At 70.3% G+C, this 24,024-nt stretch carries 22 protein-coding genes and 1 tRNA gene; 5 read left to right on the top strand and 18 right to left on the bottom strand.

The genetic code is table 11. The features are described 5' to 3' along the window. Positions 1 to 89: 89 nt before the first annotated feature. From ACOFKS_RS06775 to ACOFKS_RS06760, 4 genes are all read right to left on the bottom strand, one after another. Complete coding sequence (locus ACOFKS_RS06775) at positions 90 to 845, bottom strand: LytR/AlgR family response regulator transcription factor (protein ID WP_419808476.1); 756 nt, start codon at positions 843 to 845, stop codon at positions 90 to 92. Continuing rightward, complete coding sequence (locus ACOFKS_RS06770; protein ID WP_419808475.1) at positions 842 to 3,295, bottom strand: ATP-binding protein; 2,454 nt, start codon at positions 3,293 to 3,295, stop codon at positions 842 to 844. The genes ACOFKS_RS06775 and ACOFKS_RS06770 overlap by 4 nt, the downstream gene beginning before the upstream one ends. An 81-nt stretch (positions 3,296 to 3,376) precedes the next feature. Next, the gene (locus ACOFKS_RS06765; protein ID WP_419808474.1) at positions 3,377 to 4,051 is read right to left on the bottom strand and encodes a cytochrome b; all 675 of its coding nucleotides are present in this window, start codon (positions 4,049 to 4,051) and stop codon (positions 3,377 to 3,379) included. Between the two features lie 53 nt (positions 4,052 to 4,104). Further along, positions 4,105 to 7,548, bottom strand: a complete 3,444-nt coding sequence (locus tag ACOFKS_RS06760) for an error-prone DNA polymerase (protein ID WP_419808473.1) — start codon at positions 7,546 to 7,548, stop codon at positions 4,105 to 4,107. 52 nt (positions 7,549 to 7,600) lie between these two features. On the opposite strand from ACOFKS_RS06760, the gene ACOFKS_RS06755 reads away from it, so the two are divergent. Both ACOFKS_RS06755 and ACOFKS_RS06750 read left to right on the top strand, forming a co-directional pair. Next, entirely contained in the window at positions 7,601 to 7,873 is a 273-nt protein-coding gene (locus ACOFKS_RS06755) for a type II toxin-antitoxin system Phd/YefM family antitoxin (RefSeq protein WP_419808472.1), read from the top strand. Next, positions 7,870 to 8,283, top strand: coding sequence for a type II toxin-antitoxin system VapC family toxin (locus ACOFKS_RS06750; RefSeq protein ID WP_419808471.1), 414 nt, complete (start codon positions 7,870 to 7,872; stop codon positions 8,281 to 8,283). The genes ACOFKS_RS06755 and ACOFKS_RS06750 overlap by 4 nt, the downstream gene beginning before the upstream one ends. Before the next feature lies 1 nt (position 8,284). Here ACOFKS_RS06750 and ACOFKS_RS06745 read toward each other — a convergent pair whose 3' ends face one another. The 12 genes from ACOFKS_RS06745 to ACOFKS_RS06690 all read right to left on the bottom strand — a co-directional run bounded on the left by ACOFKS_RS06745 (position 8,285) and on the right by ACOFKS_RS06690 (position 17,751). Then, positions 8,285 to 10,657, bottom strand: coding sequence for a DUF6504 family protein (locus ACOFKS_RS06745; RefSeq protein ID WP_419808470.1), 2,373 nt, complete (start codon positions 10,655 to 10,657; stop codon positions 8,285 to 8,287). Then, positions 10,572 to 11,324, bottom strand: a complete 753-nt coding sequence (locus tag ACOFKS_RS06740; protein WP_419808469.1) for an ImuA family protein — start codon at positions 11,322 to 11,324, stop codon at positions 10,572 to 10,574. Before ACOFKS_RS06740 ends, ACOFKS_RS06745 begins: the two co-directional genes overlap by 86 nt. Before the next feature lie 188 nt (positions 11,325 to 11,512). Beyond that, positions 11,513 to 11,587: transfer RNA gene (locus ACOFKS_RS06735), tRNA-Glu, on the bottom strand. Between the two features lie 35 nt (positions 11,588 to 11,622). After that, positions 11,623 to 12,003 (bottom strand): VOC family protein, encoded by a 381-nt coding sequence (locus ACOFKS_RS06730; protein ID WP_419808468.1) that lies wholly within the window; start codon positions 12,001 to 12,003, stop codon positions 11,623 to 11,625. Between the two features lie 12 nt (positions 12,004 to 12,015). Further along, complete coding sequence (recJ, locus tag ACOFKS_RS06725) at positions 12,016 to 13,761, bottom strand: single-stranded-DNA-specific exonuclease RecJ (protein ID WP_419808467.1); 1,746 nt, start codon at positions 13,759 to 13,761, stop codon at positions 12,016 to 12,018. A 180-nt stretch (positions 13,762 to 13,941) separates the two neighbouring features. Beyond that, the gene (locus ACOFKS_RS06720; protein ID WP_419808466.1) at positions 13,942 to 14,619 is read right to left on the bottom strand and encodes a prolyl hydroxylase family protein; all 678 of its coding nucleotides are present in this window, start codon (positions 14,617 to 14,619) and stop codon (positions 13,942 to 13,944) included. Between the two features lie 77 nt (positions 14,620 to 14,696). Beyond that, positions 14,697 to 15,662 (bottom strand): RcnB family protein, encoded by a 966-nt coding sequence (locus ACOFKS_RS06715; RefSeq protein WP_419808465.1) that lies wholly within the window; start codon positions 15,660 to 15,662, stop codon positions 14,697 to 14,699. Between the two features lie 148 nt (positions 15,663 to 15,810). Continuing rightward, positions 15,811 to 16,029, bottom strand: coding sequence for a DUF4170 domain-containing protein (locus ACOFKS_RS06710; RefSeq protein WP_419808464.1), 219 nt, complete (start codon positions 16,027 to 16,029; stop codon positions 15,811 to 15,813). 123 nt (positions 16,030 to 16,152) lie between these two features. Next, complete coding sequence (locus ACOFKS_RS06705; RefSeq protein WP_419808463.1) at positions 16,153 to 16,560, bottom strand: hypothetical protein; 408 nt, start codon at positions 16,558 to 16,560, stop codon at positions 16,153 to 16,155. A gap of 3 nt (positions 16,561 to 16,563) precedes the next feature. Next, entirely contained in the window at positions 16,564 to 16,896 is a 333-nt protein-coding gene (locus tag ACOFKS_RS06700; RefSeq protein WP_419808462.1) for a phosphatase, read from the bottom strand. Then, a complete protein-coding gene (locus ACOFKS_RS06695) occupies positions 16,893 to 17,252 on the bottom strand; it encodes a phage holin family protein (RefSeq protein WP_419808461.1) in 360 nt (119 codons plus the stop codon). Before ACOFKS_RS06695 ends, ACOFKS_RS06700 begins: the two co-directional genes overlap by 4 nt. After that, positions 17,236 to 17,751: a hypothetical protein gene (locus ACOFKS_RS06690; protein ID WP_419808460.1), complete on the bottom strand. Its 516-nt coding sequence runs from the start codon at positions 17,749 to 17,751 to the stop codon at positions 17,236 to 17,238. The genes ACOFKS_RS06695 and ACOFKS_RS06690 overlap by 17 nt, the downstream gene beginning before the upstream one ends. Positions 17,752 to 17,865: 114 nt before the next feature. On the opposite strand from ACOFKS_RS06690, the gene eno reads away from it, so the two are divergent. After that, a complete protein-coding gene (gene eno / locus ACOFKS_RS06685; protein ID WP_419808459.1) occupies positions 17,866 to 19,158 on the top strand; it encodes a phosphopyruvate hydratase in 1,293 nt (430 codons plus the stop codon). Positions 19,159 to 19,222: 64 nt separating this feature from the next. Next, positions 19,223 to 19,507, top strand: coding sequence for an FtsB family cell division protein (locus tag ACOFKS_RS06680; protein WP_419808721.1), 285 nt, complete (start codon positions 19,223 to 19,225; stop codon positions 19,505 to 19,507). A 33-nt stretch (positions 19,508 to 19,540) separates the two neighbouring features. Here the strand turns inward: ACOFKS_RS06680 and ACOFKS_RS06675 are convergent, their stop codons facing one another. Next, the gene (locus ACOFKS_RS06675; protein WP_419808458.1) at positions 19,541 to 20,365 is read right to left on the bottom strand and encodes an alpha/beta fold hydrolase; all 825 of its coding nucleotides are present in this window, start codon (positions 20,363 to 20,365) and stop codon (positions 19,541 to 19,543) included. Positions 20,366 to 20,402: 37 nt separating this feature from the next. After that, positions 20,403 to 21,752: an MFS transporter gene (locus tag ACOFKS_RS06670; RefSeq protein ID WP_419808720.1), complete on the bottom strand. Its 1,350-nt coding sequence runs from the start codon at positions 21,750 to 21,752 to the stop codon at positions 20,403 to 20,405. A 163-nt stretch (positions 21,753 to 21,915) separates the two neighbouring features. Here ACOFKS_RS06670 and ACOFKS_RS06665 point away from each other — a divergent pair, with 163 nt between their 5' ends. After that, complete coding sequence (locus ACOFKS_RS06665) at positions 21,916 to 24,024, top strand: prolyl oligopeptidase family serine peptidase (RefSeq protein ID WP_419808457.1); 2,109 nt, start codon at positions 21,916 to 21,918, stop codon at positions 24,022 to 24,024.

Below are 24,024 nucleotides of genomic sequence, written 5' to 3'. Positions count from 1 at the left end.
TATGATTGCATCGTCGGTCATGCCTTGACTGTGGCATAGGTAGCGGCGTGTCGGACAGCCTTCATCGAAAGCGGAATCGATGATCGCCGCTATCGCCCCAGCCGTTCCCGCACGTCGCCTGCGTGCTGCGGCCCGACGCGGACGCTGGCGCCGGACGTCAGCACCAGCGTGATGTTGCGCCCGACCTGATTGACCGCCTGGACCGCCGAGGGGCGGACAAAGGCGGAGCGGTGGACGCGGACCATCGTCTGGGGGTCGAGATCGCGTTCCAGCGCCGCCATGGTCACGCGCAACATGTGGCTGCGCTCGGCGGTGTGGAGCAGCGCATAGTCCTTCGCCGCCTCGATCCACTCGATCGCGTCGATCGGCACGCGGACCTGCCCGCGACCGGTCGGGATCCAGAACTCCTGCGCGTATTCGCCGGCCTTGGCGGTAGGGGCGGTAGCGGGGAGCGTCGCGCTCGGCTGCGTCTGGTCGGCGATGCGGCGCAGTACGGCGCGGATGCGGGCGCGCAGCTCCTGCGGCGCGAAGGGTTTCATCACATAATCGTCGGCGCCCAGCTCCAGCGCCGCGACGCGATCGGCGACGCCCTGCTGCGCGGTCAGCATGATGATGCCGATCGGCTCGGGCCGGGCACGCAGGCGACGCGCGATCGAGAAGCCGTCCTCCTCGGGCATCGATACGTCGAGCACCACCAGCTGCACCGGCCGCTTCGCCATCACCGCGTCCAGCTCGCGACCGCCGCCCGCTTCGGACACCTCCATCTCCCCGTCCGAGAGAAAGGCGGCGACCGGCTCGCGCAGGTCTTCCTCGTCGTCGACCAGAACGATGTGGGGGACGCTCATCCGAGGTCGAGCTCGGCGAGGAAGTGGCGGACCGAATCGGGCATGAACGGTTTCTCCAGAACCGGGCGCCCGGCATGGGCGATGAAGCGGGCGGCGGCGGTGCCGAGCGTGTCGCCGGTGGTGAAGGCGACGCGTGACGCGAGTTCGGGACGCCGCTCGCCGATCCAGGCGAACAGCGCCGGCCCGTCGACGCCGGGCATGCGGATGTCGCTGACGACGAGGTCGTAGGGCTGGCCCTCCGCCAGCCGTGCCTGCGCGGTGGCGCCGCCGACGACGACCTCGCACTCGAACCCCTCGATGGACAGGAAGTCGGCGAGCGAACAGGCGATTTCCTCCTCGTCGTCGACGATCAGCGCGCGGCGTAGCGTGGGGGGTGGCGGCTTGGCGGCGACGGGGGCGACGCGGGGCAGCAGGTCGCGCTCGTCGAGCGGCAGCGTCAGGCGGAAACACGCGCCGCGTCCGCCCGTGGGTCCGAGCGTCAGCCGGCCGCCATGCGCCTCTGCCAGCCCCTGGCTGAAGCTGAGGCCGACGCCGGTGCCCTCGCCCTGCGGCTTGGTGGTGTAGAAGGGTTCGAAGATGCGGCGGCGCATGTCGGTGGGGATGCCGGGACCGGAATCCGCGACCTCCAGAATGACGGTGCGCGGTTCGGGGCCGAGCGCGGTGCGGACCTCCAGCCAGCGCAGGCTGGTCTGTCCGGCCATCGCCTGTTGCGCGTTGACGATCAGGTTGGTGATGATCTGATGAATCTGGTCGCTGTCGGCGGAAATGCGCGGCAGCTCGGCGGCAAAGGCGCGGGTGATGCCGACGCCGTCGGAGCGCAGGCCATAGCTCGCCAGCTCGATCGCGCTGTTCGCGACGGCGTTGAGGTCGACGGCGGTGCGCTCCGGTTTCTTCTGCCGCGCCATCGCGAGGAAGGTCTGGACGATCCGCGCGCAGCGGTCGGCGGCCTTGCGGATCTTGACGGCGCGGTCGGCGAGATCGGTGCCGGTCGACTGCCGCTCCATCATCACCGCCTGCGCGACGACGATCGACAGCGGGTTGTTGAGTTCGTGGCTGACGCCCGCGAGCAGCGAGCCGAGCGCGGAGAGCTTCTCCGACTGATACAGCGCGTCGCGCGAGCGTTGCAGCGCGGCCTCCGCCGATTTGCGCTCGGTCAGGTCGAGCGTGAAGCCGCCGGTGCGCGCGGCGTGACCGCCGGGGATCGGGAAGGTGATCGACAGCAGCGAGGCGTAGCGGTCGCGCGGTTCGGTGACGAACTCCTCGGCCGCCGGGGCCCCGGCTTTCGCGCGCGCCTCCAGCGAGCCGATCCGGCGTGCGATGTCGGGCGAGAACAGCGCGTCGGGGTGCTCGCCGACGATCTCTTCGAGCGGACGGCCGATCGCGGCGGCGAGTTCCGGATTGGCGCGGAGATAACGGCCGCCCGCGTCCTTGAGGTGCATGCCGACCGGGGCGTGCTCCATGAAGGCAGCCAGCATCGCGTCGCTTTCGGCGAGTCGCGCCTCCAGCCGGGCGCGGTCGAGCATCGCCCAGCTGCGCTCGGCGACCTCGCGGATCAGCTTGCCCTCGGCCTCGGTCCAGCGGCGGCCCGGCCCGGCGTCGGCGCGCAACTCGGCGACGACGCGCTCGTCGCGGACCACGGGTGCGACGAGAGGCGGGCGGTCGGCATCGTCGGTGGCCGGCGCGACCGCGCGGCGGGTGCGCCACTCCTGCCGGGTGACGAGGGCGGCGCCTACGGCTTCGGCGAAGGTGAGCGTCGCGGCGTTGAGATGACGACCGAGCAGGTCGAGCGCGGTCAGCAGCAGCGTGCTCGCCGACCGGTGCGACACCGCGCCGCCCCATTCCGCCAGAAAGGCGTCGTGGCGGGCACGATCGTGTCGCGCCGCCTCGCCGTCCGCGCGGGTGACGCAGGTCCAGGTCAGCTCGCCGACCTCCTCGAGCAGCGCGATCTCGGCGGCGGTCCAGGCGCGCGGTGCGTCGTGGTGGACGTTGAAGATCGCCGCGAGTCGCCCGTCCCTGACCAGCGGCACGCCGACGCTGGCGCGCGACCCGTGCGCGATCAGAAACTCGCCGACGCCTTCCGCGATGAGGCCGCCCGGCTTGGCGACGTCGGTGCTCGCCACCGTATGGCCGGCGGCGAAGGCGCGGAGCATCGGCGCGAATCCGTGGGGCAGGCGCTCCGGGGCTCCATCGCCTCCGTGGCGGATGACGAAAAGATCGGGGGCGGCGGTCGCCTCGCTGTAGAGGATGTGCGCGACGCCGAGATGGGCGCGGAGCCGGTCGGTGACGATGGTGAGGATGCGGTTGGCGTCGTCGGTTGCAAAGGTCGCTTCCGCCAGCGTGCGGAAGAAGGCGTCATGGCCAGAAGGCGGATGATCCGGCGCAGGCGTGTCGACCGCCCGCCGTTCCGGCAGTTCCACGCATGCGTCCTGCTCCGCCGCGACCGTCGCCATGCCATTCCCCCGACGCGGGGCGTAGCACGGATCGGCACGACGAAACACGCCCCGTTTTGGGGAGGTTCGCCGGCGACGGAGTCAGGCCCGGCGGCGGCCCAGGCCCATCCGCGCCAGCTCCGGTTCGCCGTCGACCAGCTGGTGCTTCAGCGCGCCGCCGATGTGCAGCACCAGCAACAGCAGGAGCAGCCAGGCGAGTTTTTCGTGCACGCCCTCCATCTGTTCGTGGAAGGCGTGCTGGCCGGCGACGCCGGCGGGCTCTCGGCCGAGATCGGCGACAGGGCCGATCATCGGCACGGTCGCGACGCCCCAGATCTTCGGTGCGCTGCGTTGGCGGACCGGTTCGCCCGGATGCGCGCGTGCCTGTTCGGCCTGGGCGTAAGCGGCGCCGGCCGATCCGGCGGGCGGGTTGGCGGAGATCATCACCCAGCCGGTCCACGGCACGAACAGCATCGCGGCATAGAGCAGGAAGTGGACGCCGTGCGCCAGCCAGCGCTCCCAGGGCCGCATCGGCAACATCGGCGGCGGCTTGTGCGTCAGTCGCCAGCCGATGCGGACGATGGTCAACGCCAGGATCGTCAGCCCCGACGAGATGTGGAACGCGAAGAAGCCGCGCGGCAGCCACTCGCCGAGCAGGCCGGAGGTGAGGTTGTAGAGGATCAGCGCCGCGATCGCCCAGTGCAGCGCAATCGCGACGCGCGTGTAGCGTCGGTAAACGCCGGGTTCGCGCATGTCCCGCCAAGCCGCCGTCGCCATCCGTCCGTCTCCTCGTGGCGTCGATCAAGCCGCGCGGCGTGGTCGCTGTCAACCTAATGAAAATCGTGGCTGCGGATCGGGATCACGTCCTCCGGATCGCAGCCGTTGCGGAAGGGCGGGTGGTAGTCGCTGCGCGGCCGCGGTCGCCAGCCCGGATCGCCGCGATCCGGCGCGCCGGCGTGGGTGGCGCCGTCGCCGGGGCTGGTCATGCGCGGCAGGTCGATGTCGCCGACCTGGCGCAGCATGCCGGTGTAATCGTCGATATGGTCGGCGATGACGTGGATGACGTGCCCCTCGCGCTGGACCACGCCGGTGACCGAGATCATCGCCGACGACATGACCACCGTGCGCTGCGCCTCGAAGCGGTCGGGCCACATGATGATGTTGGCGACGCCGGTCTCGTCCTCGACGGTGATGAACAGCACGCCCTTGGCGCTGCCGGGCTTTTGCCTGACGAGGATGATGCCGGCGACCTCGACGCGACGGCCGTCCTTGATATCCTTGAGGTCGATGCAGCGGACGATGCGGCGGCGGGTGAGTTCGGCGCGCAGGAAGAACAGCGGATGTTCGCGCAAGGTGAGCTGGGTGGCGCGGTAATCCTCCACCACCTCGCGCCCGGCGGTGAGCGGCACCAGACTGACCGGCGCCTCGCGCCGCTCGATCGCGGCGAGCAGCGGCAGCGGCGTCTCGCCGAGCCCGCGGATCGCCCACAGCGCCTGGCGACGATCTAGCCCGAGCGCGTGGAAGGCATCCGCCTTGGCGAGCTTTTCCAGCGTCGCGAGCGGGACGCCCGACCGGCGCCACAGGTCTTCGACCGAGGTGAAGGGGCGGGCGATGCGGGCCTCTAGGATGGCGTCGGCGTGGGTGGAGGGTACGCCGTGGACGATGCGGAGGCCGAGGCGGAGGGGGAGGGTTTGAGAAAGAGAGGGCGTCATTTCTCTATTTTCGCCATCCCCGCGAAAGCGGGGACCCTTCTCCCGAGAATGGCCGCACTCACTTTCGTCGTGCTGTTTGCAGCCGCACGAGATGGGTCCCCGCTTTCGCGGGGATGAAGACGGTGATGCGGCACCGACCAGTCGCGTGTCCCAGTCGCTGTCGTTGACGCACACCGGGCGGATCTCCACCCCGTGATCGCGGGCGTCGCGGACGATCTGCGCGGGGGCGTAGAAGCCCATCGGCTGCGCGTTGAGCAGCGCGGCGCAGAAGACGTCGGGATGGTGGCACTTCATCCATGACGAGGCGTAGGCGATCTTGGCGAAGCTGGCGGCGTGGCTCTCCGGGAAGCCATAGGAGCCGAAGCCCTCGATCTGCTTGACCAGCCGCTCGGCGAAGTCCGGGCCGATGCCGTTGCCGGCCATGCCGGCGATCAGTTCCGCTTTGAACTGCCCCACCCCTTGCGTGTATTTGAACGTCGCCATCGCCTTGCGGAGCTCGTCGGCGCGCGCAGGGGTAAAACCGGCGCCTTCGATGGCGACCTTCATCGCCTGTTCCTGGAACAGCGGCACGCCCAGCGTCTTTTCCAGCACCGCCTTCAGCTTCGGGCTGGGATAGTCGAACTGGATCGCGGGATCGGCGCGCAGCCGTTCGCGACGCTTCAGATAAGGATGCACCATGTCGCCCTGGATCGGGCCGGGGCGGACGATCGCGACCTGGATGGCGATGTCGTAGAAGCAGGTCGGCAGCATCCGCGGCAGCATCGCCATCTGCGCGCGGCTTTCGATCTGGAACGTGCCCAGCGTGTCCGCCCGCTGGATCATCCCGAAGGTCGCCGGATCGTCGGTCTGCAGCTCGGCGGACGCGAGCGTCAGGCGCAGGTGCTTGTGCTCGGCGAGCAGATCGAACGCGCGACGCATGCAGCCGAGCATCCCCAGCCCGAGGATGTCGACCTTCATCAGGCCGAGCTCCTCGATATCCTCCTTCTCCCACTCCACCACCCAGCGCTGTTCCATCGCCGCCGGCTGGATCGGCACGATGTCGTGCAGCGCGTCGCGGGTGAGGACGAAGCCGCCGGGATGCTGCGACAGGTGACGCGGCGTGCCGATCAGTTCGCGCGCCAGCTCCAGCGTCAGCGCCAGGCGCGGGTCGCCGCGATCGAGGTTGAGCGCGTCGACATGGCGGTCGGCGACGCCCTCCTCCGACCAGCCCCAGACCTGACCCGCCAGCGCCGCCGTCATGTCCTCGGGCAGGCCCAGCACCTTGCCGACCTCGCGCACCGCGCCGCGTGCGCGAAAGCGGCTGACCACGGCGGTCAGCGCGGCGTGATCGTGGCCGTATTGGTCGTAGATCCACTGGATCACTTCCTCGCGCCGTTCATGCTCGAAATCGATGTCGATGTCGGGCGGCTCGCGCCGGTTTTCGGAGATGAAGCGTTCGAACAGCAGCTTGTGCTCGATCGGGTCGATCGAGGTGATGCCGAGCACGTAGCAGATCACCGAGTTCGCCGCCGACCCGCGCCCCTGGCACAGGATGCCCTGGCTGCGCGCGTAGCTGACGATCGAGTTCACGGTCAGGAAATAGGGCGCGTATTCCATGCGCTCGACCAGCCGCAGCTCGTGGTCGAGCAGGTCGAGGTAGCGCTGGTCGGGGACGCCGTCGAAGGGCGGCTGGCGGAACAGCGCATCGAGCGCGTTGCGGGCGAGGGCGGCGAGCGCGGCCTGCGGCGACTTGCCGCTGATGACGATCTCCTCGGGATATTGATACCGGATCTCGCGCAGCGAAAAGGTGCAGCGTTCGACGACCGCTTCGACCGCCGCCAGTGCTTCGGGATGCCGGGCGAAGCGGCGCGCCATCTCGGCGGGCGGGTGGAGGCAGCGGTCGGCGGAGCGTTCGCGCTTGAGGCCGAGCGCGTCGATCGTCCGCTTTTCGCGGATCGCGGTGACGACATCCTGCAGCGTCCGCCGGTCGGGATGGTGGTAGAGCACGTCCCCCGTCGCGAGCGGGGAGAGGCCATAGCGCCGGGCGGCGAGGGCGGCGGCGTGGAGGCGCAGCGCGTCGTCGGTGCGGCGGCGATGGGTCAGGCAGACATGGCCGCGATCCTGTCCGAAAATGTCTGCCATCCAGCGCAGCGCCGCCTCGTCCAGGGCGTCGGCACCGGGCACCAGCGCGGCGACCAGCCCGTCGGCATGCGCGGCGACGTCCTCCCAATGGAGAAAGCACCGGCCCTTCTCGCCGTGCTTGGGGTCCGCGCGCGCATTGCCGCGGGTGAGCAGCCGCGTCAGCCGCGTCCAGGCGGCGAGGTCCTCCGGCCAGACCAGCAGCGACGCGCCGCTGACCAGGTCGAGACGGCAGCCGGCGACGAGGCGGATGTGTAGCCCCGTCTCGCGTTTGATCTCCTCGGTCGCATAGAGCGACCGCACCAGCCCGGCGACCGAGTTGCGATCGACGACGCCGAGCGCGGGCATGCCCATCGCGGCGGCGGTCGCGAACAGCTCCTCGGGCGAGGAGGCACCGCGCAGGAAGCAGAAGTGGCTGGTGGCCTGAAGCTCGGCGTAGGTCATGGACGCATGGGCACCATATGACTACATCAACTGGTCAGATAGGAGTTGCGCGATGGGCAAGATGGTGGGGATGGCCGAGTTCAAGGCGAACTGTACCCGCCTCCTGCGCGAGGTGCAGGCAGGCGGCGAGCCGATCACCGTTACGAGTCGGGGCAAACCAGTGGCGACGGTGACGCCAGTCGCCAAGGCGGGTGACCAGCCGCTTGCTTCGTCATTCGGCCTGCTTCGCAGCGACAAATACCGGTTCGACGATCCGTTTACGCCGGTGGCCGACATGGACGAATGGGAACGCAACAATCCCGCCGAATTGTATCGCCGCACGTGATCGTCATCGACACGCATGTGCTGGTCTGGATGATCGAAGGGGATAAGTGCATCGGCAGGAATGCGATCGCGCTGATCGAAGCCGAACGTGCCCTCGACGGTGTCGGCATCGTGCCGATCACGACGTGGGAACTGGCGATGCTGGTCGACAAGGATCGACTCGTCATCGGTCAGCCGATCGCATCTTGGTTCGACACGGTGCTCGCCACGCCTGGTTACGTGCTCACACCCTGGGCCGTGTCGATCGGTATCGATGCCGGCATGCTTCCCGGCGACATCCACGGCGATCCCGCCGATCGCCTGATCATCGCCACGGCGCGCGCGCTCGGCTGTCCGGTGCTGACGGCGGATCGCAAGATCCTCGACTATGCAGCGTCGGGTCACGTCCAGGCGATCGACGCGCGGCGTTGAGCTAGCGCGCATGGAGGAACCAGCGGAGATCGCCGGTCTCGGCGCGGACGCCGTCGCCGCGGCGGTATAGCCAGAAGCGCTGGCCGGCTTCGTCCTCGACGCGGAAATAGTCGCGCACCGCCTGGCGCTCGCCGGCGCGGCGCCACCATTCGCCGGCGATGCGTTCCGGGCCCTCGGCACGGACGACGCGGTGGGTGTGGCCGCGCCAGGTGAAGCGGCGCGGCGGCTGATCGGGCAGTTCGGCCATGACGTGGTCGACCTGTTCCGGGCGGCGGAGCAGTCGCACGGGGCGGGCCCAGCGCGGGTGCCACGGGTGGTCCGGCGCGCGGCCGTCGAGCAGCCGCACGTCGTCCGCCTTCAGCCGCGTCGCGCGATCGGCGGGCGGATCGAGCGGCGACGCGGGCGCGAGCGAGCGTTCGGGCACGTCGCTCTCGACCGGGGTCATCCGCCACAGCCGCGCCATGCCGATGCGGTTGGCGAGCGCGTCGACCAGCGGCGCCAGATCGGGCGCGGTCGTTTCCGCAAGGGTGGGCGCGAGCGATTCGGGGCCGAGCGGGTCGGCGCGACGGACGTGGAGCGCCAGCGCATCGAGGCCGTAGCCGGGCTCGATCTCCTCGATCCGCCGCAGCGTCAGGCGGAGCAGGTGGGTTGGATCGCGGCTCGGGCGCGCCAGTCCGATCCGCAGCCGCTGCGGCACGCCGTCGACCCGCGCCGCGATCAGTTCGACCGCGCGCGCGCCCTGACCGGCCTGCGCCAGTGCCACGCATAGCCGCGCTATCAGTGCGCGGAGCCAGTGCTCGATCGCGTCCGGTGTGGCGATCGGCTCGGCGAAGCGCTGTTCGACCGCGATCCGGGTCGGCGGCACGATCGGTTCGAGCGGCTCGGGCGCGCGTCCCGTCGTCTGGTCGAGCCGGGCGACGATGGCGCGGCCGAAGCGTCGCACCAGCGGCGCACGGGGCAGCGCGAGGAGCTGGCCGATGCGGTCGATGCCGAGCCGGGCGAGCAGCTCCAACGATGGCGGGTCGAGGCGCAGGGCCGCGACGGGCAGGCGCGCCAGCACGCTCACCCCGGCCTCGACCGGCACGACCTTGGTGCTCGTGCGACAATCGAAACGCGCCATCGCCCAGGCCGCGCCGGCGGTGTCCGCCACCGCGATGCGCGCGGTGATGCCGTGCCGGGTGAGCAGGCGGATCAGGCGGCGGGCGAAGCGCTCTTCGCCGCCGTGCAGGTGGGCGACGCCGGTCAGGTCGATGAACAGCCCGTCGGCGTCGGACACCGCCACGGTCGGCGACCAGCGGCGTGCGAGCAGTTCGCCGAATGCGCGGAGGTCGGCGGCATCGCCCGCCGGATCGGCGGCGCGGACCTCCAGCCCCGGCACCTGCGCGCGTGCCATGGTTAGCGCGGTGCCGGGCGCGAGGCCCAGCGCGGCGGCGGCGGGGTCGACGGCGGCGATCTCGACGCGGGCACCAACCTTGTGCGTGGTCACCAGCGGGGGCGCGACGTGTTGGGAAGCGGGGGCGGGCGCCTCCTCGTCGCGACAGACGCGCGCGACGACGCTGCCGAGCGTGCGGCCGGTCTGGAAGAAGCGACCCTTGCCGTAAGCAGGCTCGCTCTTGCCGTGGTTGTCGGGGTGTGGCCCTTCGCCGGGGAACTGGACGGCGGGCATGACCGCTAGCTGCTTCAGGCTCTGTGCCAGGTTGGGCGGTGCGACATAGCCGGCCTCGCCGCCATGGCCGTCACGCGCGCTGCGGCGCGGGACCTTTTGTGCGGCTAGGAGCGACGAAGCAGCGAAGGCGGGCACGAAGCCAGCACCGTCGTCGGGCGACATCGGTCGGAACGGGTTGTCGACCACCTCGCTGCGGCGTGACAGCTCCTGGAAGGAGGGGCGCTGATGCGCGGGCAGGGCGTCCGCCGCCGCCTGTAGATCGGCACCCGACCAGCCACGTGCCCCCGGCTTGAACAGGGGAACGGCGGCCTCGGTGCGGCGCGCCATCTCGCGCAGGGGCGCAGGGGCGGGGACACGCTCCTCGGGCGGGTGCGACAGGCCCTTGCGGGAAGGCCCATCCCTGAACGGCACCTCCGCCGCCTCGCTGGTCCGGCCTAGCTCGCGTTGCGGCGGGCGGCGGTGGGGCGGTAGCGATTCGATCGCCGCCTCGACGTCCGCCTTCTCGACTTTCGCCCAGCGCGCGCCGGGGCGCCAGCCGCCCTGTTTGGGGACGGAGCAATGCAGCGCCCGCTCGGCCGCCGCTTCGGCGCCGAGGGCGTCCAGAACAGCGCGGCCGTCGGTCTCAGCCGGCGGCGCGGAGCGGCGCTCGATCCGACGCAGCCGGTCGATCGACCAGTGCGGCAGGTAGAGCGAGGCGACCCGTTTCATCTGGAGCCTCCACGTGAAGTTCGAAGGGATCGCCGCCACGCTGACGGACGCATTGCAGGCGCCAGCGGGCGGGACCGAGCCCGTCCCAGGGGACGGGAAGCGACGGTGCGCTGGACACGCGCCAGCGGGTGACGGCGGCGGACGGCACGGCCAGTGGATCGCCGCCTTCGCGGCCGGGCCGCTTGAGCAGCAGCGCCACCGTGCGCCCGCCCTCGGCGGCGAGTTGCAGCCGGCGGGTCGAAGCCATCGCGACGCGCCGGACCTCACCGATGACGGCGCCGAGACCGCGGTGACGCAGCCCCTCTTCCATCAGCGCCAGCACCTCCATGTCGTCGCGCGCCTCCGCATAGAGGACGCGCGAAGGCTCCAGTCCGGCCTGATAGAGTCCCGGCGCGAACAGGTCGCGGGTGCGGACCACCCACAGCACCGGTCCCCAGGCACGCGCCGCGACCCCGGCGATGAACAGCGTCGCCGCCGCGTCGTCGCCCCAGCCCGCCCCTTCGCCCGCGACCTCGTGCAGCGCGTCCAGCCGCAGCCCGCCGTCGCCCAGCCGGGTGTCGAGCGTGCCGATGCCGAACGGCAGCACCGGGCGACGGCGATGACCGTCGCCCTCGATGGTGCGGAGCGTTTCGCGCAGCTCGGCAAGGGTAGGGGTGGGTGTGGACACGACTCGACTCGAACATTTGATGTTCTTGTTTCGTTCCAATAATCTGCTCAGTCAATCCACGATCACAAATGAGGTCATGCGATCGAAAAGCAGGGGAGCGGCGCTTGCGTTATCGCAATGGAGAGGTCGAGCGACGCTCTCTCGTCATCAGAGGCGAAAGGACGTCCCCCCGGACGCTTCCGTCTTTCTGGTGACCCCTACGGGGCTCGAACCCGTGTTTCAGCCGTGAAAGGGCCGCGTCCTAACCACTAGACGAAGGGGCCGTGTCCGGTCCGACTAGGCCGCACCCCCCGGTCGGTCAAGCCGGTGCGTGGCAGACCGCCTGAAGCTTGTTGCCGTCGGGATCGCGGACATAGGCACCATAATAATGCTGGTGGTAGCGTGGGCGCGGGCCGGGTGCGCCCTCGTCGGTGCCGCCGTTCGCCAGCGCCGCAGCGTGGAACGCGTCGACCGCGGCGCGGTCGGGAGCGAGCAGCGCGACGTGGGTGCCGTTGCCGTGGCTCGGCGGCCGGCCGTCGAAGGGGCTGCCGACGAACAGCTTCGCGCCGGTCATGTCGCCGAACACCAGCGAGCCGGGCAGCGCGAACGGTTCGGACAGGCCGAGTGCCGGCATCACCGCGCGATAGAAGCGCGCGGCGCGGTCGAGGTCGCTGGTCCCGAGCGTGACGTGGCTGAACATGGTCGCGTTTCCTCAATCCGCCCAGGCGGCGTCCTCGACGTGCAGCTCCGCCGCCGGCTTGCTGCCCCAATCGTCGATCTTTGCCCGGCCGACCAGCCACAGCCGCCGGTGCGGCGCGGCGCCGAGCAGCGCTGCCCCGAGCGGCGTCTCGGCGTGGCGGAAGGCCATCGCCTTGAGGCTGGCGCCGTCGTCGCCGGCGACGACGCAGCGGACATGGCCGTTGCCGACCACGTCGGCTCTGATGACGCGCACCGGGCCGGCGGCGACGCGCGGCGCTGGCCAGCCGGCGCCATAGGGACCGCCGCCGTCCATCGCGGTCACCAGCGCCGGGTTGACGCCCCCGGTCGCGAGCACCGCGTCGACCAGCAGCGCGCGGCCCTCGGTCGATCGCTGGACCGCATCGGCCAAACGCGCTTCCAGAAAGTCGGCGAGGTCGGGGATGCGGTCGGCGGCGACGGTCAGCCCGGCCGCCATCGCATGGCCGCCGCCGAGGGTGAGGATGCCCGCCTCCTTCGCCGCGAGCACCGCCGCGCCGAGATCGACACCGGGAACCGAGCGCCCCGACCCCTTGCCGACGCCGTGCTCGTCGATCGCGATGACGATGGCGGGGCGGCCGAGCTTTTCCTTCAAGCGGCCGGCGACGATGCCGATCACGCCGGGATGCCAGCCGTGCCCGGATGCGACCAGTATCTGGCGCCCGTCGCCGGCGATCGCCTCGGCGGCCTCCTGCACGCCCGCCTCGATGGTGCGGCGGTCGTTGTTGAGCGCGTCGAGTTCGAGCGCCAGCGTCCGCGCTTCGTCGGGGTCGCTGGTGGTGAGCAGTCGCACGCCCAGATCGGCACGCCCGACGCGGCCGCCGGCGTTGATGCGCGGCCCCAGCGCGAAGCCGAGATCGGTCGCGGTCGGCGCGCGGGTCAGCCGCGACGCCTCGATCAGCGCCGCGATTCCGATGTTGCGGCGCTGCGTCATGACTTTCAGCCCCTGTGCCACGAAGGCGCGGTTCAGCCCCTTGAGCTGCGCCACGTCGGCGACGGTGCCCAACGCCACGAGGTCGAGATGGTCGAGCAGGCGTGGTTCGGCACGGCCAGCGAAAATGCCACGGGCGCGGAGCGTGCGGATCGTCGCGGCGAGCAGCAGGAAGCAGACGCCGACGGCGGCGAGGTGGCCGTGTGCGCGCCCCTCCACCTCGTCGACGCGATTGGGGTTCACGACGGCGTGGGCGTGGGGGAGGGTGCTCGCGCACTGGTGGTGGTCGGCGACGATCACGTCGACGCCGGCGTCGCGCGCCGTCGCCAGCGCGTCGAACGCCTGCGCGCCGCAATCGACGGTGACGATCAGCGTCGCGCCCTCCTGCGCCAGCCGCACCAGCGCGGGGCCGGAGGGGCCATAGCCTTCGGTCAGCCGGTCAGGGATGTAGGGGCGCGGATCGAGGCCCAGGTCGCGCAGCACCAGCAGCATCAGCGCCGCCGAGGTGGCGCCGTCGACGTCGTAGTCGCCGAAGATCGCGACCCGCTCGCGATGCTCGACCGCGTCGGCGAGCCGCTCGGCGGCACGGTCCATGTCGCGAAAGGTGGAGGGATCGGGCATGAAGCCGCGGATCGACGGCGCGCGGTGCTGACCCAGCGCCTCGCGAGAGACCCCGCGGGCGAGGAGCAGGCGGTCGACCAGATCGTCGCCGCTCGGCCCGTCGGCGGCGAGCGCGCGCCATCGCCAGGGCTGGCCCATGATCGACGCGGTGATGCCCAGGACAGGGGTCATGGCGCGCGGAACTTCACGATCCTCTCGCCCCATCGGGGGTGGGGGCGGCTGTCGTAACTGTAAAACTGTGCCCTGGCTGCGCTCGGGTCGAGTGGAGAGCAAGGAGCGGCATGAACGGCGCTTACCGGGATGCGGGGGCGTTGGACAGGGTTTGTTCTCCGGCGCCCGTTCCGCCTGCGGCTATTGCGCCCAGCGGCCTTCCCTGAACCATTTGGTGACGATGTACTTGACCCCGGCGACCACCGGCATGCCCTCGTGCAGCGTCAGCTCGTTGGGGCTGCCGTCCGCGTTCATGTTGTTCCAGGCGAGCAGCAGGCCACGTTTGGGGGAGACTTTCAGTCCGGCCTGCGGAAACCAGGTGGCGCCGCCCTCGGTCACGTCGTTGAGGTAGATCATCGCGGTCCAGGTGCGCTGGCCGCCGTGCTTGCTGACCTCCGGCCAGTAGCTCTCGCTTTCGTGGAAATAGTCGTGATGCGCGCGGAACTGCTGGCCGGGCGCATAGCGCTGGCCCTGCATCGTCTCGCCGTGCGCGGGGTCGAGGCCGAGCAGCGCGGCGATCGATTCGTCGATCGGGCGCACGTCGGGGGACCAGCGGTCCATGTCGCAGCTGTCCGAGGTGCGGAAGCCGGCGTCGGGGTTGTCCGACAGCAGCGTCGAGGGACGGCGGTTCGCGTCGATGAGTTGGACGAGCCGGTCGCACGCACCCGCGTCGAGGAAGTCGGGACGATAGAAGAACTGCGCGCCCTCGACCGGGGCGCGGACGGCGGTCGGATCGGCCGCCAGGCGTTGCGCGACCTGCGTGCCGGCGAGGGCGCGGACCTTCGACGTGACGGGCTTGGCGCGGGTGAACAGTCCCATGCGCGGTGACTAGCCGGTCGGGTGCGTATCGGACAAGACCGCCCTCGGCTCGCGTGGCGAACCGAGGGTGGCCATGCCTACCAGAAGATGCCGTAGACGGTGTCGATCACCTGCCCGGATCGCAGGTCCACCAGCAGCGCGTCGTCGTAATAGCGCACCCAGCGATAGGGGCCGTATGCCTCCGGCAGGCGATAGTCGTAGGGGTCGTCGATCCAGTAGTTCTGGCCCCACAGCACCGACGACAGCGTCACCCCGACCGAGAAGCGGCGATAGCCGTAGTTCCAGCCATAGGGCGAAGAGTAACGCGGCAGGCGGAAGGCGGCGCGGTTGCCCGTGCGGTAGCGGTTCCAGTCGAAGCGGCCGTCCCGCCGCCAGTCGCGGTTCCAGTTGCCGCCGCGATCGCCGTAGCGCTGCCCGCCATAGCCCCGGTTGTCGTCGCGCTGGCCGACGTAGCCGCGGTCGCCATAGCCACGGTTCTGGCCGTCATAGCGTCGATTGTCGGTCTGCCGCCGGTCGTTCTGGTCGAACCGGCCGTCGCGACCGGACTCGGCTCGGTACTGGTCGGCACGGTTTTGGTCGGGACGATACCGGTCGCGGCGGTTATCGCCCGAGCGGAACTGATCGACGCGACCCTGACCCGCGTCGAAACGCTGGCCCGGCGTGAGGTCGGGACGGCCAGCGCCGCCCTGTCGCTGCCAGTCACGGCGCTGGCCATCGTCCCGCGCTTGGCCCGACGTTCGCCAGTCGCGCCGGGGAGCTTGGATCTGCTGTTGCGCCTCGGCGCGACCACGCCAGCCGCCGCGATCGCCGTCGGTTCGGGTCCGCCATGCCGGCGCTGCCTGGGGCTGCGCCTGTACTTGGGCCTGCGCCTGCGCCTGTACTTGGGCCTGCGCCTGCGCCTGTGGACGAGCCGGCCGCTCGCCACGGTCGCGACCGCGCTCTTCGCCGCTGCCCTGACGTGTGCGCCAGTCGTGGTTCTCCTGCGCGTTCGCGGGTGTCCAGACGGTCGCCGCCAGCAACGCCCCGATCAACCACTTCCTCATTGCCTTCGCCTTCGAACCTGCCGGCGCACGAGCCGGCCCCGATGATGAGGACGTTATGGAGCGCGCCCGCTGAGGGGAAGCTGAACTGAGGTGTCAGCTGTTTGTAAGGTGAGCGGCTTGCCAAAGTGAGCGGCGTGCCGCTGGCGGATCAGGCGGTCAGGTCGGGTTCGAGCAGGCGGTGAAGGTGGACGACCACGAACCGCATCTCCGCATCGTCGACGGTGCGCTGGGCGGCGGCGCGCCACGCCTTTTCCGCGCTGGCATAGTCGGGGAAGATGCCGACGGTTTCGAGGGCGGACGGATCGACGAAGTCGAGACCGCGCGGGTCGCGGACGCGGCCGCCGAAGACGAGGTGAAGCTTGCTCATGGACCCGCGCCGTAGCGGAGGGCGCGGCGGGGGTGAAGGGGTGGCTTGGGCGAAGAAGGGTCGTCACCCTGCTGTCGTCACGGCCCGACCCTCTCCCGCAAAGGCGGGAGAGGGTCGAGGATTTCAGGCGTCGTCGGTGCGACCGGTGGCTGACTTGGCGGCGGCGGTGCCGGCGTTGGCGGCGGCCTGACCCAGGCCGCCGATCAGGTTCTTGACCTGCTCGCGCGCCGCATCGCGGGTGAAGCCGCGGCTTTCCAGCTCGCTCAGCCCCTGCGCCTTGGCCGTGTCGAGCGCCGCGCGCGCAGTCTCGCCGAGACGACGACCGACCGGGGCGAGCAGCTCCTTTTCCCTGGCGGAGCGCGGCAGCAGCGCGCCGGCGAGGACACCGACCGCAAGACCACCGACGACGATGCCGAGCGGGTTCGCTTCGATACCGTCGATGGTGCGGCGCGCGGCGTCGCCGGCGGCGTCTCGGGTGCGGTCGAGCCGATTATGCGGCGCCGCGGCGGGCTTTGGGCGGCTCTCGGTCATGGTCTAATCCTCTTTTTGCTGATGGCGCGGCGCCTTGGCTTTGGCCGCCACGGTGTGCTTCTTCTTGCGGGGGAACAGCTTGGCGATGCGGTGGCGGAGCAGGAACAGTCCCGTTACCGCGACCGCACCGGCGATCGGCGCGGGGTTCGCCTTGGCGAAGTCCAGACCCGAAGCGGCCGCGCTCTGGCCGGCATCGGCGGCGGAACGGGCGGCGTCCTTCGCCAAGGTCTTCGGGTTCAGCCTGACCTGAAGCCGCTGGAAATCGTCGCTCAGCCGCTCGCGTGCCTGGACGGCACGACGCTCGGCCGCGCGGATCTCGTCGACCGGATCGCTCATCGCGGCAAGCCCTTCGCCGGGGCAAGCTTGCCCTTGCCGATCATCGCCAGAATACCGGCGACGATCAGCGTTACGACGACGACGACGCCGGTCGCGCCGAGCGGACCGATCAGGGTCGCCAGCGACAGGATCAGCCCGACCAGCAGCGCGACGACCGCCGACAGCGCGAGCACACCGGCTGCGCCGAAGAAGATCGCGGCACTGGCGAACGCGGAGAAGCGCTCGCTCGCCTTGGCCTTGACCAGGGCGATCTCGGCGGTGGCCAGCTCCTTCGCGTCGGCCACGGCGCGGTGGACGAGGGTGGAAATACCCTCGTCCACCACGACTGGCGGCAAAGCGTCAGGCCTTGTCGGCATCGAGCCCCGACTGCACGAGTCGCGACAGCACGAAGCCGACCGCAGCGGCGACGCCGATCGCGATAGCCGGGCTCTTGCGTACCAGTTCGCGCGCGTCGTCGAGCAATTCGTCCAGGTCCTTGCCCTTCACCGCGGCGGAGAAGCCCTGCACCTGATCGGCGGCGGTCCGCGCATATTGCCCGTATTGGGCGCCCAGCTTGCCGTCGACCTGCTCGGCGGCGTCGGTCAGCATTGTGGCGAGCTGGTCCAGCGCGCCGCCGGCGCGTTCCTTGCCCATCTCGGCGAAGGAGCGGACCTTCTCGCCCGCCTGCGCCTGGAGCTTGCCGCTCGCGTCGGTCAGCTGCTGGCGTACGCCGCCGCCGTCATGCGCGGTGTCGGCGGCGAACTCGACGCCGCTGTCCTTGAGTGGCATGGCGGGGGTGAAGTCGGTGCCCTCGGGCGGCGCGTCGTCGGCATCGTTCATCGGTCGCCCAGTGTCCCCGTTGTCGTTATCGGCCATCGTGCTTGCTCCCTTGCGAGCTGGTTCGGCTGTAAAACCCCGTGCGCCGAGCGCTTGTTCCCACATCGTGCGCCGATTGCTAGGGCTCGCGCGACCAACCGGGAGTCTTTCGCCTTGACCGCCATCATCGACATCCATGCACGCACCATCCTGGACAGCCGTGGCAATCCGACGGTGGAAGTCGACGTACTGCTGGAGGACGGCAGCTTCGGCCGCGCCGCCGTGCCGTCCGGCGCGTCGACCGGCGCGCACGAGGCGGTGGAGAAGCGCGACGGCGACAAGACGCGCTGGGGCGGCAAGGGCGTCGAGGCGGCGATCGAGGCGGTCAACGGCGAGATCGCCGAGGCGCTGACCGGCGAGGACGCGGAGGATCAGAGCGACCTCGACGCGGCGATGATCGAGCTGGACGGCACGCCCAACAAGAGCCGGCTGGGCGCCAACGCGATCCTGGGCGTGAGCCTGGCGGCGGCGAAGGCGGCGGCGGACGCGCGCGGCTTGCCGCTGTATCGCTATGTCGGCGGCGTCTCGGCGCACCTGCTGCCGGTGCCGATGATGAACATCATCAACGGTGGCGAGCATGCCGACAACCCGATCGACTTCCAGGAATTCATGATCATGCCCGTCGGAGCGTCGAGTATCGTCGAGGCGGTGCGGTGCGGGTCGGAAATCTTCCACACGCTGAAAAAGGCGCTGCACGACAAGGGGCTGGCGACCGGCGTCGGCGACGAGGGCGGGTTCGCGCCCGACATCGCCAACACCACCGACGCGCTGGACTTCATCGTCAGCGCGATCGAGGCGGCGGGGTATCGGCCGGGCGACGATGTGATGCTGGCGCTGGACCCCGCCTCGACCGAGTTCTTCCGCGACGGCAAATACGACATCTCGGCGGAGGGCAAGCTGCTCGGGCCGCAGGAGATGGCGCGCTATTACCAGGATCTGGTCGCGCGATATCCGATCATCTCCATCGAGGACGGCATGGCCGAGGACGACGTCGAGGGCTGGCAGGCGCTGACGCAGGCGATCGGCGACCGCGTGCAGCTGGTCGGCGACGACCTGTTCGTGACCAATCCCGCACGGCTGCGCTGGGGCATGGAGCAGGGGCTGGCGAATTCGGTTCTGGTCAAGGTCAACCAGATCGGCACGCTGACCGAGACGCTGGAGGCGATCTCGATCGCCAACCGCGCGGGCTATACCGCCGTCATGTCGCACCGCTCGGGCGAGACCGAGGACGCGACGATCGCCGATCTGGCGGTCGCGACCAACTGCGGGCAGATCAAGACCGGCTCGCTGGCGCGGTCCGACCGGCTGGCGAAGTACAACCAGCTGATCCGGATCGAGGAGGAGCTGGGTGCGGCGGCGCGCTATGCGGGGCGCGATGTGGTGCGGGGTGCGCGTAAAGCTGCTTGATCGCAGAGTTTTCGTCCGCCATGATTCGGGCGTGAGCCGCAAATCCTCCGCCTTCCTCCGCACGATGCGTCGTGCCGCGTTGCCGGCGGCGGGGCTGGTGCTGATCGTGTTCTTCGGCGCCTATGCGGTGCTGGGACGCAACGGGGTGCTCGCCTATGGTGATTACCAGCGGCAACTGGCGGCTCGCGAGCGCGAGTACGCGCAACTGGATCAACGGCGTGCGGTGCTGCGAAACCGCGTGGCGCTGCTCGATCCGGATCATGCCAACCCGGACATGGTCGACGAGATGACCCGCAAGGAGCTTAACGTCGTCCACCCGGACGAGGTCGTGGTCCCGCTGAAGCGATAGCCGGGCGGCGCGGGACCGCCCGGCTCGCCGCGCCTATCGACCCAGGAAAGTCAGCAGGTCCTTCGTCAGGCGATCGCTGGCGGTGACGTTGAGGCCATGCGGCTCGCCTTCATATTCGACCAGCTGCGAGCCCGCGATGCCGCGGTGCGCGGCGCGGGCGCTGGTGTCGATCGGCACGGTCTTGTCGGCGGTGCCGTGGATGATGAGCGTCGGCACGCGAAAGGCGGGCAGGTCGGGGCGGAAGTCGGTCTTGCCGAACGCATCGACGCAGTCGAGCGTCGCCTTGAGGCTGGCCATCGTCGCGGTGCGCGTCGCCCAGTCGAGCACGTCGTCGCTGACCGGGCTGGTCACCCAGCCGGCCCCGAAGAACTGCGGCGCGAAGGTGTGGCGGAAGAAGCGGTTGCGATCCTCGCGGATGCCGTCCTTGATCTGCTCCAGCATCGCGGCGGGCACGCCGTCGGGGTTGTCGTCGGTCTGGAGCATGTAGGGCACGACCGAGGAGACAAGCCCGGCGGCGACGACGTTCTTGCCGTCGTGACGGCTCATGTATCGTGCGATCTCGCCGCCGCCCATCGAGAAGCCGACGATCGTCGCGTCCTCGACATTCGCCGCCGCCATGACGTCCGCCAGGTCGTCGGCGAGCGTGTCGTAGTCGTAGCCGCTCCACGGCTGACCCGACCGGCCGAAGCCGCGCCGATCATAGGCGATCGCGCGGAAGCCGGCCTCGGCCAGCGCCATCGCCTGCGCGTCCCACATGTCGGCCGACAAAGGCCAGCCATGGGTGAGGACGACGGGTCGCCCCTGACCCCAGTCCTTGACGTAGAGTTCGGTGCCGTCGCGGGTCTTCAGATAAGGCATGGCTGTGCTCCGGGATGTTCGAGATCGGTAACAAACATCACGCGCGGGGGTTGCGGAGCACCGGCACTTCGTCGCGCGTTTCGGCGACGCTGGGCTCGCGTACCGACGGGCGCAGCCTTGCGATCGAGCAAAGCCCGGCGATCAACGCCAGCCCGGCGGCGGCGAACGGCGGCACGCTGCCCGCGCCGACGCCGAGCGCCAGCAGCGCGGCGACCAGCGTCGCGCCCGTCGTCTGGCCGGTCAGGCGCACGGTCGAGACCAGCCCGCCCGCCGCCGCCGCCCGCTCGCGCGGCGCCGAGCCGACCAGCAGGCGCGCGTTGGGCGGCAGGTAGGTCCCGAACCCCGATCCGCACAGCGCCATCCGCCAGGCGACGTCGAACCAGCTCGGGTCTGCGGGCATGAAGCCGAGCAGCAGCAAGGCGACGATCGAGACCGCCATGCCGATGCCGCCGAGCAGCCCGGCGGGGACGCGGTCCGACAGATAGCCGGCGAGCGGGGCCACCACCATGTTGGTCATCGGCCACGGCGCGATGCAGGCGCCGATCTGCGCGGCGGTGAAGCCTAGCGCCTGCAGCCGGAACGGCGTCGAGATGAGCAGCGTCATCGACGCGGTGAAGGCGACGAAGCCGCCGATCGCCGACAGCGCCAGCACCGGCCGCGCGAGCAGGTCGACGGGCAGGATCGGCGCGGGCTCGCCGAGTTCGCGCCGCACGAATACCCAGCCGATGCCGACGCCGGCGAGCGCGATGGCGACCGAGACGACTGGACTGTCGCCATGGACCAGGCTTTCCAACCCGCCGATCACCAGCCCGAACGTCGCCGCGCACAGCACCGCCCCGGTGACGTCGAACCGCGCGACGCGCGGGGCGGGGGCGGGGATCGCCCGGCCCAGCGCAAGCGACATGACCGCGAACGGGATCGCGCTGGCGAAGACCCAGGGCCACGGCGCCACCGCGAGCACCAGCCCGCCGATCGTCGGGGCGATCGCGGCGGAGCTGGTCACCACCACCGCGTTGATCGCGAGACCGCGGCCGAGCTGATCGGACGGGTAGATCTGGCGGATCAGCGCGGAGGCGACCGACAGCACCCCGGCCGCACCCAGCGCCTGCGCGGCGCGCACCACCAGCAGGAACGGCAGGCTCTTCGCAAAGAAGCAGAGCAGCGTCGCGATCGCGAACAGCGCCTGACCGCCCTGATACATCCGCTTCAGCCCGATCCGTTCGCCCAGCCCGGCGAACGGCAGCAGGAACATGACCAGCGTCACCTGATAGATGGTGACGATCGACACCACCGAGCTTTGCGCGACGTTCAGGTCGCGGGCGATGGTGGGCAGCGCGACGTTGGCGACGCCGCCGTCGATGATGACCAGCGCCGAGCCGAACGACATCGCCGCGACGGCGAGGTAACGGCGCGGCTTCGGCAGGCCCGGATAGAAGGGCGTCCGGGGGGCCGGGGGAGCGGCCTGGGGCGAAACGGCTGATTCGACGGCGGTCATTGTGCCCCGATCTTTCGCTCGGCAAAGGACATGGTCAATCGTTCGGGAGAAAGAGATGCGTCGCCTGCTGTTCGTTGCCCCGCTGGCGCTTGCCGCGGCCGCCGGTGTCGCGCAGACGGCACGGATGAGCGAACCGAACGACCCCTATATCTGGCTGGAGGACAAGGACGGCGCGCGGGCGCTCGCCTGGGTGGAGGCGGAGAACGCACGCACGCTGCCGCGCCTCCAGAACGACCCGCGCTACGCCACCTTCTACGCCGAGGCGTTCGCGATCGCGTCGGCAAAGGATCGCGTGCCGATGCCGGCGCAGATGTACGGCCGGGTCTATAATTTCTGGCGTGACGTCGATCACCCACAGGGCGTCTGGCGCTGGACGAGCGAGGCCGATTACGCGAGCGCGCAGCCGCGCTGGACGACGGCGCTCGATCTCGACGCGCTGGGTCGTGCCGAGGGCAAGAAGTGGGTGTGGAAGGGCTCGACCTGTCTCCAGCCAGAGGAGCGCCTGTGTCTGGTGGCGCTGTCCGAAGGCGGTGAGGACGCGGTGACCTATCGCGAGTTCGACCTGGAGACCGGCGGCTTCGTCGCGAACGGCTTTACGCTGCCCAAGTCGAAGCAGGACGCGACCTGGGTCGATCGTGACACGCTGCTGGTGGCGCGCGACTGGGGGCCGGGCACCACCACCGCGTCGGGCTATGCCTTCGTGCTCAAGCAGCTGAAACGCGGTCAGCCGCTGGCGGCGGCGACCGAGGTCTATCGCGGGGCGCCGACCGATCAGGGGCCGACCGGCGCCGGCGTGCTGACCGACGCCAAGGGCAACCGGCTGGTGCTGATCTATCGCGCCAAGACCTTCTTCGGCGCCGACAAGCTGGTGTGGACGCCGGCGGGCACCCGCAAGCTGGACGTGCCCGACCGTGCCAGTCCGGTGGGGATGCTGGACGGGCAGGTGATTTTCCAGACCTCCGATCCCTGGGGCTCGGTGCCAGTCGGCGCGGTCGCGAGTGCATCGCTGGCTGAGGTCGAGCGCGGTGCCATCCGACCACGCGTGCTGTTCGCGCCTGGGCCGCGCCAGTCCGTGGAGGGGGTCGCCGCCACCCGTGACAGGCTGTTGCTGAACTATACCGACAATGTGCGCGGGCGCGCCAGCGTGTGGACGCATGCGGCCGGCGGCTGGACGTCGCGGCCGCTTGCGCTGCCCGACAACGCTTCGATCGGGCTGGTCAGCACGTCGGATCGCAGCGATCATGCCTATCTGAGCGTCTCCGGTTTCCTGACGCCGTCGACGCTGTTCGCGCTGGAGGCGGGCGGGACGGCGGCTCCGGCGGTGGTCAAGACGCTGCCGGCTCGGTTCGATGCCACCGGGCTGACCGTCGACCAGTTCGAGGCGACCTCGACCGACGGGACGAAGGTGCCGTATTTCATTGTCCATCGGCGCGACCGGCCGCTGGACGGCAGCACGCCGACGCTGATGACCGGCTATGGCGGGTTCGAAGCCTCGTCGACGCCCTATTATCTGAGCAGCATGGGCAAGCTGTGGCTGGAGCGCGGCGGCGCGTTCGTCTTGACCAACATCCGCGGCGGCGGCGAGTTCGGGCCGGCGTGGCACGATGCCGGGCGCAAGACCAAGCGGCAGGTGATCTACGACGACTTCGCCAGCATCGCCCGCGACCTGTTCGCGCGAAGGCTGACCAGTGCGGCGAAGCTGGGCATCTATGGCGGGTCGAACGGCGGGCTGTTGATGGGCGTCGAGATGACGCAGCATCCCGAGCTGTGGCATGCGGTCACCATCCAGGTGCCGCTGCTCGACATGGAGCGCTACGAACAGATCGCGGCGGGCGCGTCGTGGGTCGACGAATACGGTTCGATGAGCGTGCCCGCCGAGGCCGCGTTCCTGCGCCATATCTCGCCGTACGCACAGCTGCGGCGCGGGGTGGCGTATCCCGAGCCGTATATCTGGACTACGACCAAGGACGACCGCGTCGGGCCGCAGCATGCGCGCAAGTTCGCGGCGCGGATGCACGAGTTCGGGCTGCCGTATCTGTTTTACGAGGACACGGCGGGCGGCCATTCGGGCGACGCCGACATCGCCCAAGGCGCGCGGATGCAGGCGTTGCAGATGGTGTATTTCGCGCAGAAGCTGATGGGGCCGGCGGCGGGCGGCTCCTGA

The sequence above is a fragment of the Sphingomonas sp. genome (assembly GCF_965200135.1).
In the GTDB taxonomy this organism is placed as follows: Bacteria; Pseudomonadota; Alphaproteobacteria; order Sphingomonadales; family Sphingomonadaceae; genus Sphingomonas.
This window is presented reverse-complemented; position numbering and strand designations above follow the sequence as displayed.

Coding starts and splice junctions, on each gene's coding strand:
- ACOFKS_RS06670 (WP_419808720.1), bottom strand. CDS start 21,752: ATGTCGTTCGGCTCGGCGCTGGTCATCATCGACGGCGGCGTCGCCAAC.
- ACOFKS_RS06720 (WP_419808466.1), bottom strand. CDS start 14,619: ATGGGACTGTTCACCCGCGCCAAGCCCGTCACGTCGAAGGTCCGCGCC.
- ACOFKS_RS06695 (WP_419808461.1), bottom strand. CDS start 17,252: ATGCCGACAAGGCCTGACGCTTTGCCGCCAGTCGTGGTGGACGAGGGT.
- ACOFKS_RS06710 (WP_419808464.1), bottom strand. CDS start 16,029: ATGAGCAAGCTTCACCTCGTCTTCGGCGGCCGCGTCCGCGACCCGCGC.
- ACOFKS_RS06765 (WP_419808474.1), bottom strand. CDS start 4,051: ATGGCGACGGCGGCTTGGCGGGACATGCGCGAACCCGGCGTTTACCGA.
- ACOFKS_RS06700 (WP_419808462.1), bottom strand. CDS start 16,896: ATGAGCGATCCGGTCGACGAGATCCGCGCGGCCGAGCGTCGTGCCGTC.
- ACOFKS_RS06690 (WP_419808460.1), bottom strand. CDS start 17,751: ATGGCCGATAACGACAACGGGGACACTGGGCGACCGATGAACGATGCC.
- recJ (WP_419808467.1), bottom strand. CDS start 13,761: ATGACCCCTGTCCTGGGCATCACCGCGTCGATCATGGGCCAGCCCTGG.
- ACOFKS_RS06775 (WP_419808476.1), bottom strand. CDS start 845: ATGAGCGTCCCCCACATCGTTCTGGTCGACGACGAGGAAGACCTGCGC.
- ACOFKS_RS06755 (WP_419808472.1), top strand. CDS start 7,601: ATGGGCAAGATGGTGGGGATGGCCGAGTTCAAGGCGAACTGTACCCGC.
- ACOFKS_RS06760 (WP_419808473.1), bottom strand. CDS start 7,548: ATGACCTACGCCGAGCTTCAGGCCACCAGCCACTTCTGCTTCCTGCGC.
- ACOFKS_RS06770 (WP_419808475.1), bottom strand. CDS start 3,295: ATGGCGACGGTCGCGGCGGAGCAGGACGCATGCGTGGAACTGCCGGAA.
- ACOFKS_RS06745 (WP_419808470.1), bottom strand. CDS start 10,657: ATGAAACGGGTCGCCTCGCTCTACCTGCCGCACTGGTCGATCGACCGG.
- ACOFKS_RS06665 (WP_419808457.1), top strand. CDS start 21,916: ATGCGTCGCCTGCTGTTCGTTGCCCCGCTGGCGCTTGCCGCGGCCGCC.
- ACOFKS_RS06680 (WP_419808721.1), top strand. CDS start 19,223: ATGCGTCGTGCCGCGTTGCCGGCGGCGGGGCTGGTGCTGATCGTGTTC.
- ACOFKS_RS06705 (WP_419808463.1), bottom strand. CDS start 16,560: ATGACCGAGAGCCGCCCAAAGCCCGCCGCGGCGCCGCATAATCGGCTC.
- ACOFKS_RS06715 (WP_419808465.1), bottom strand. CDS start 15,662: ATGAGGAAGTGGTTGATCGGGGCGTTGCTGGCGGCGACCGTCTGGACA.
- ACOFKS_RS06675 (WP_419808458.1), bottom strand. CDS start 20,365: ATGCCTTATCTGAAGACCCGCGACGGCACCGAACTCTACGTCAAGGAC.
- ACOFKS_RS06730 (WP_419808468.1), bottom strand. CDS start 12,003: ATGTTCAGCCACGTCACGCTCGGGACCAGCGACCTCGACCGCGCCGCG.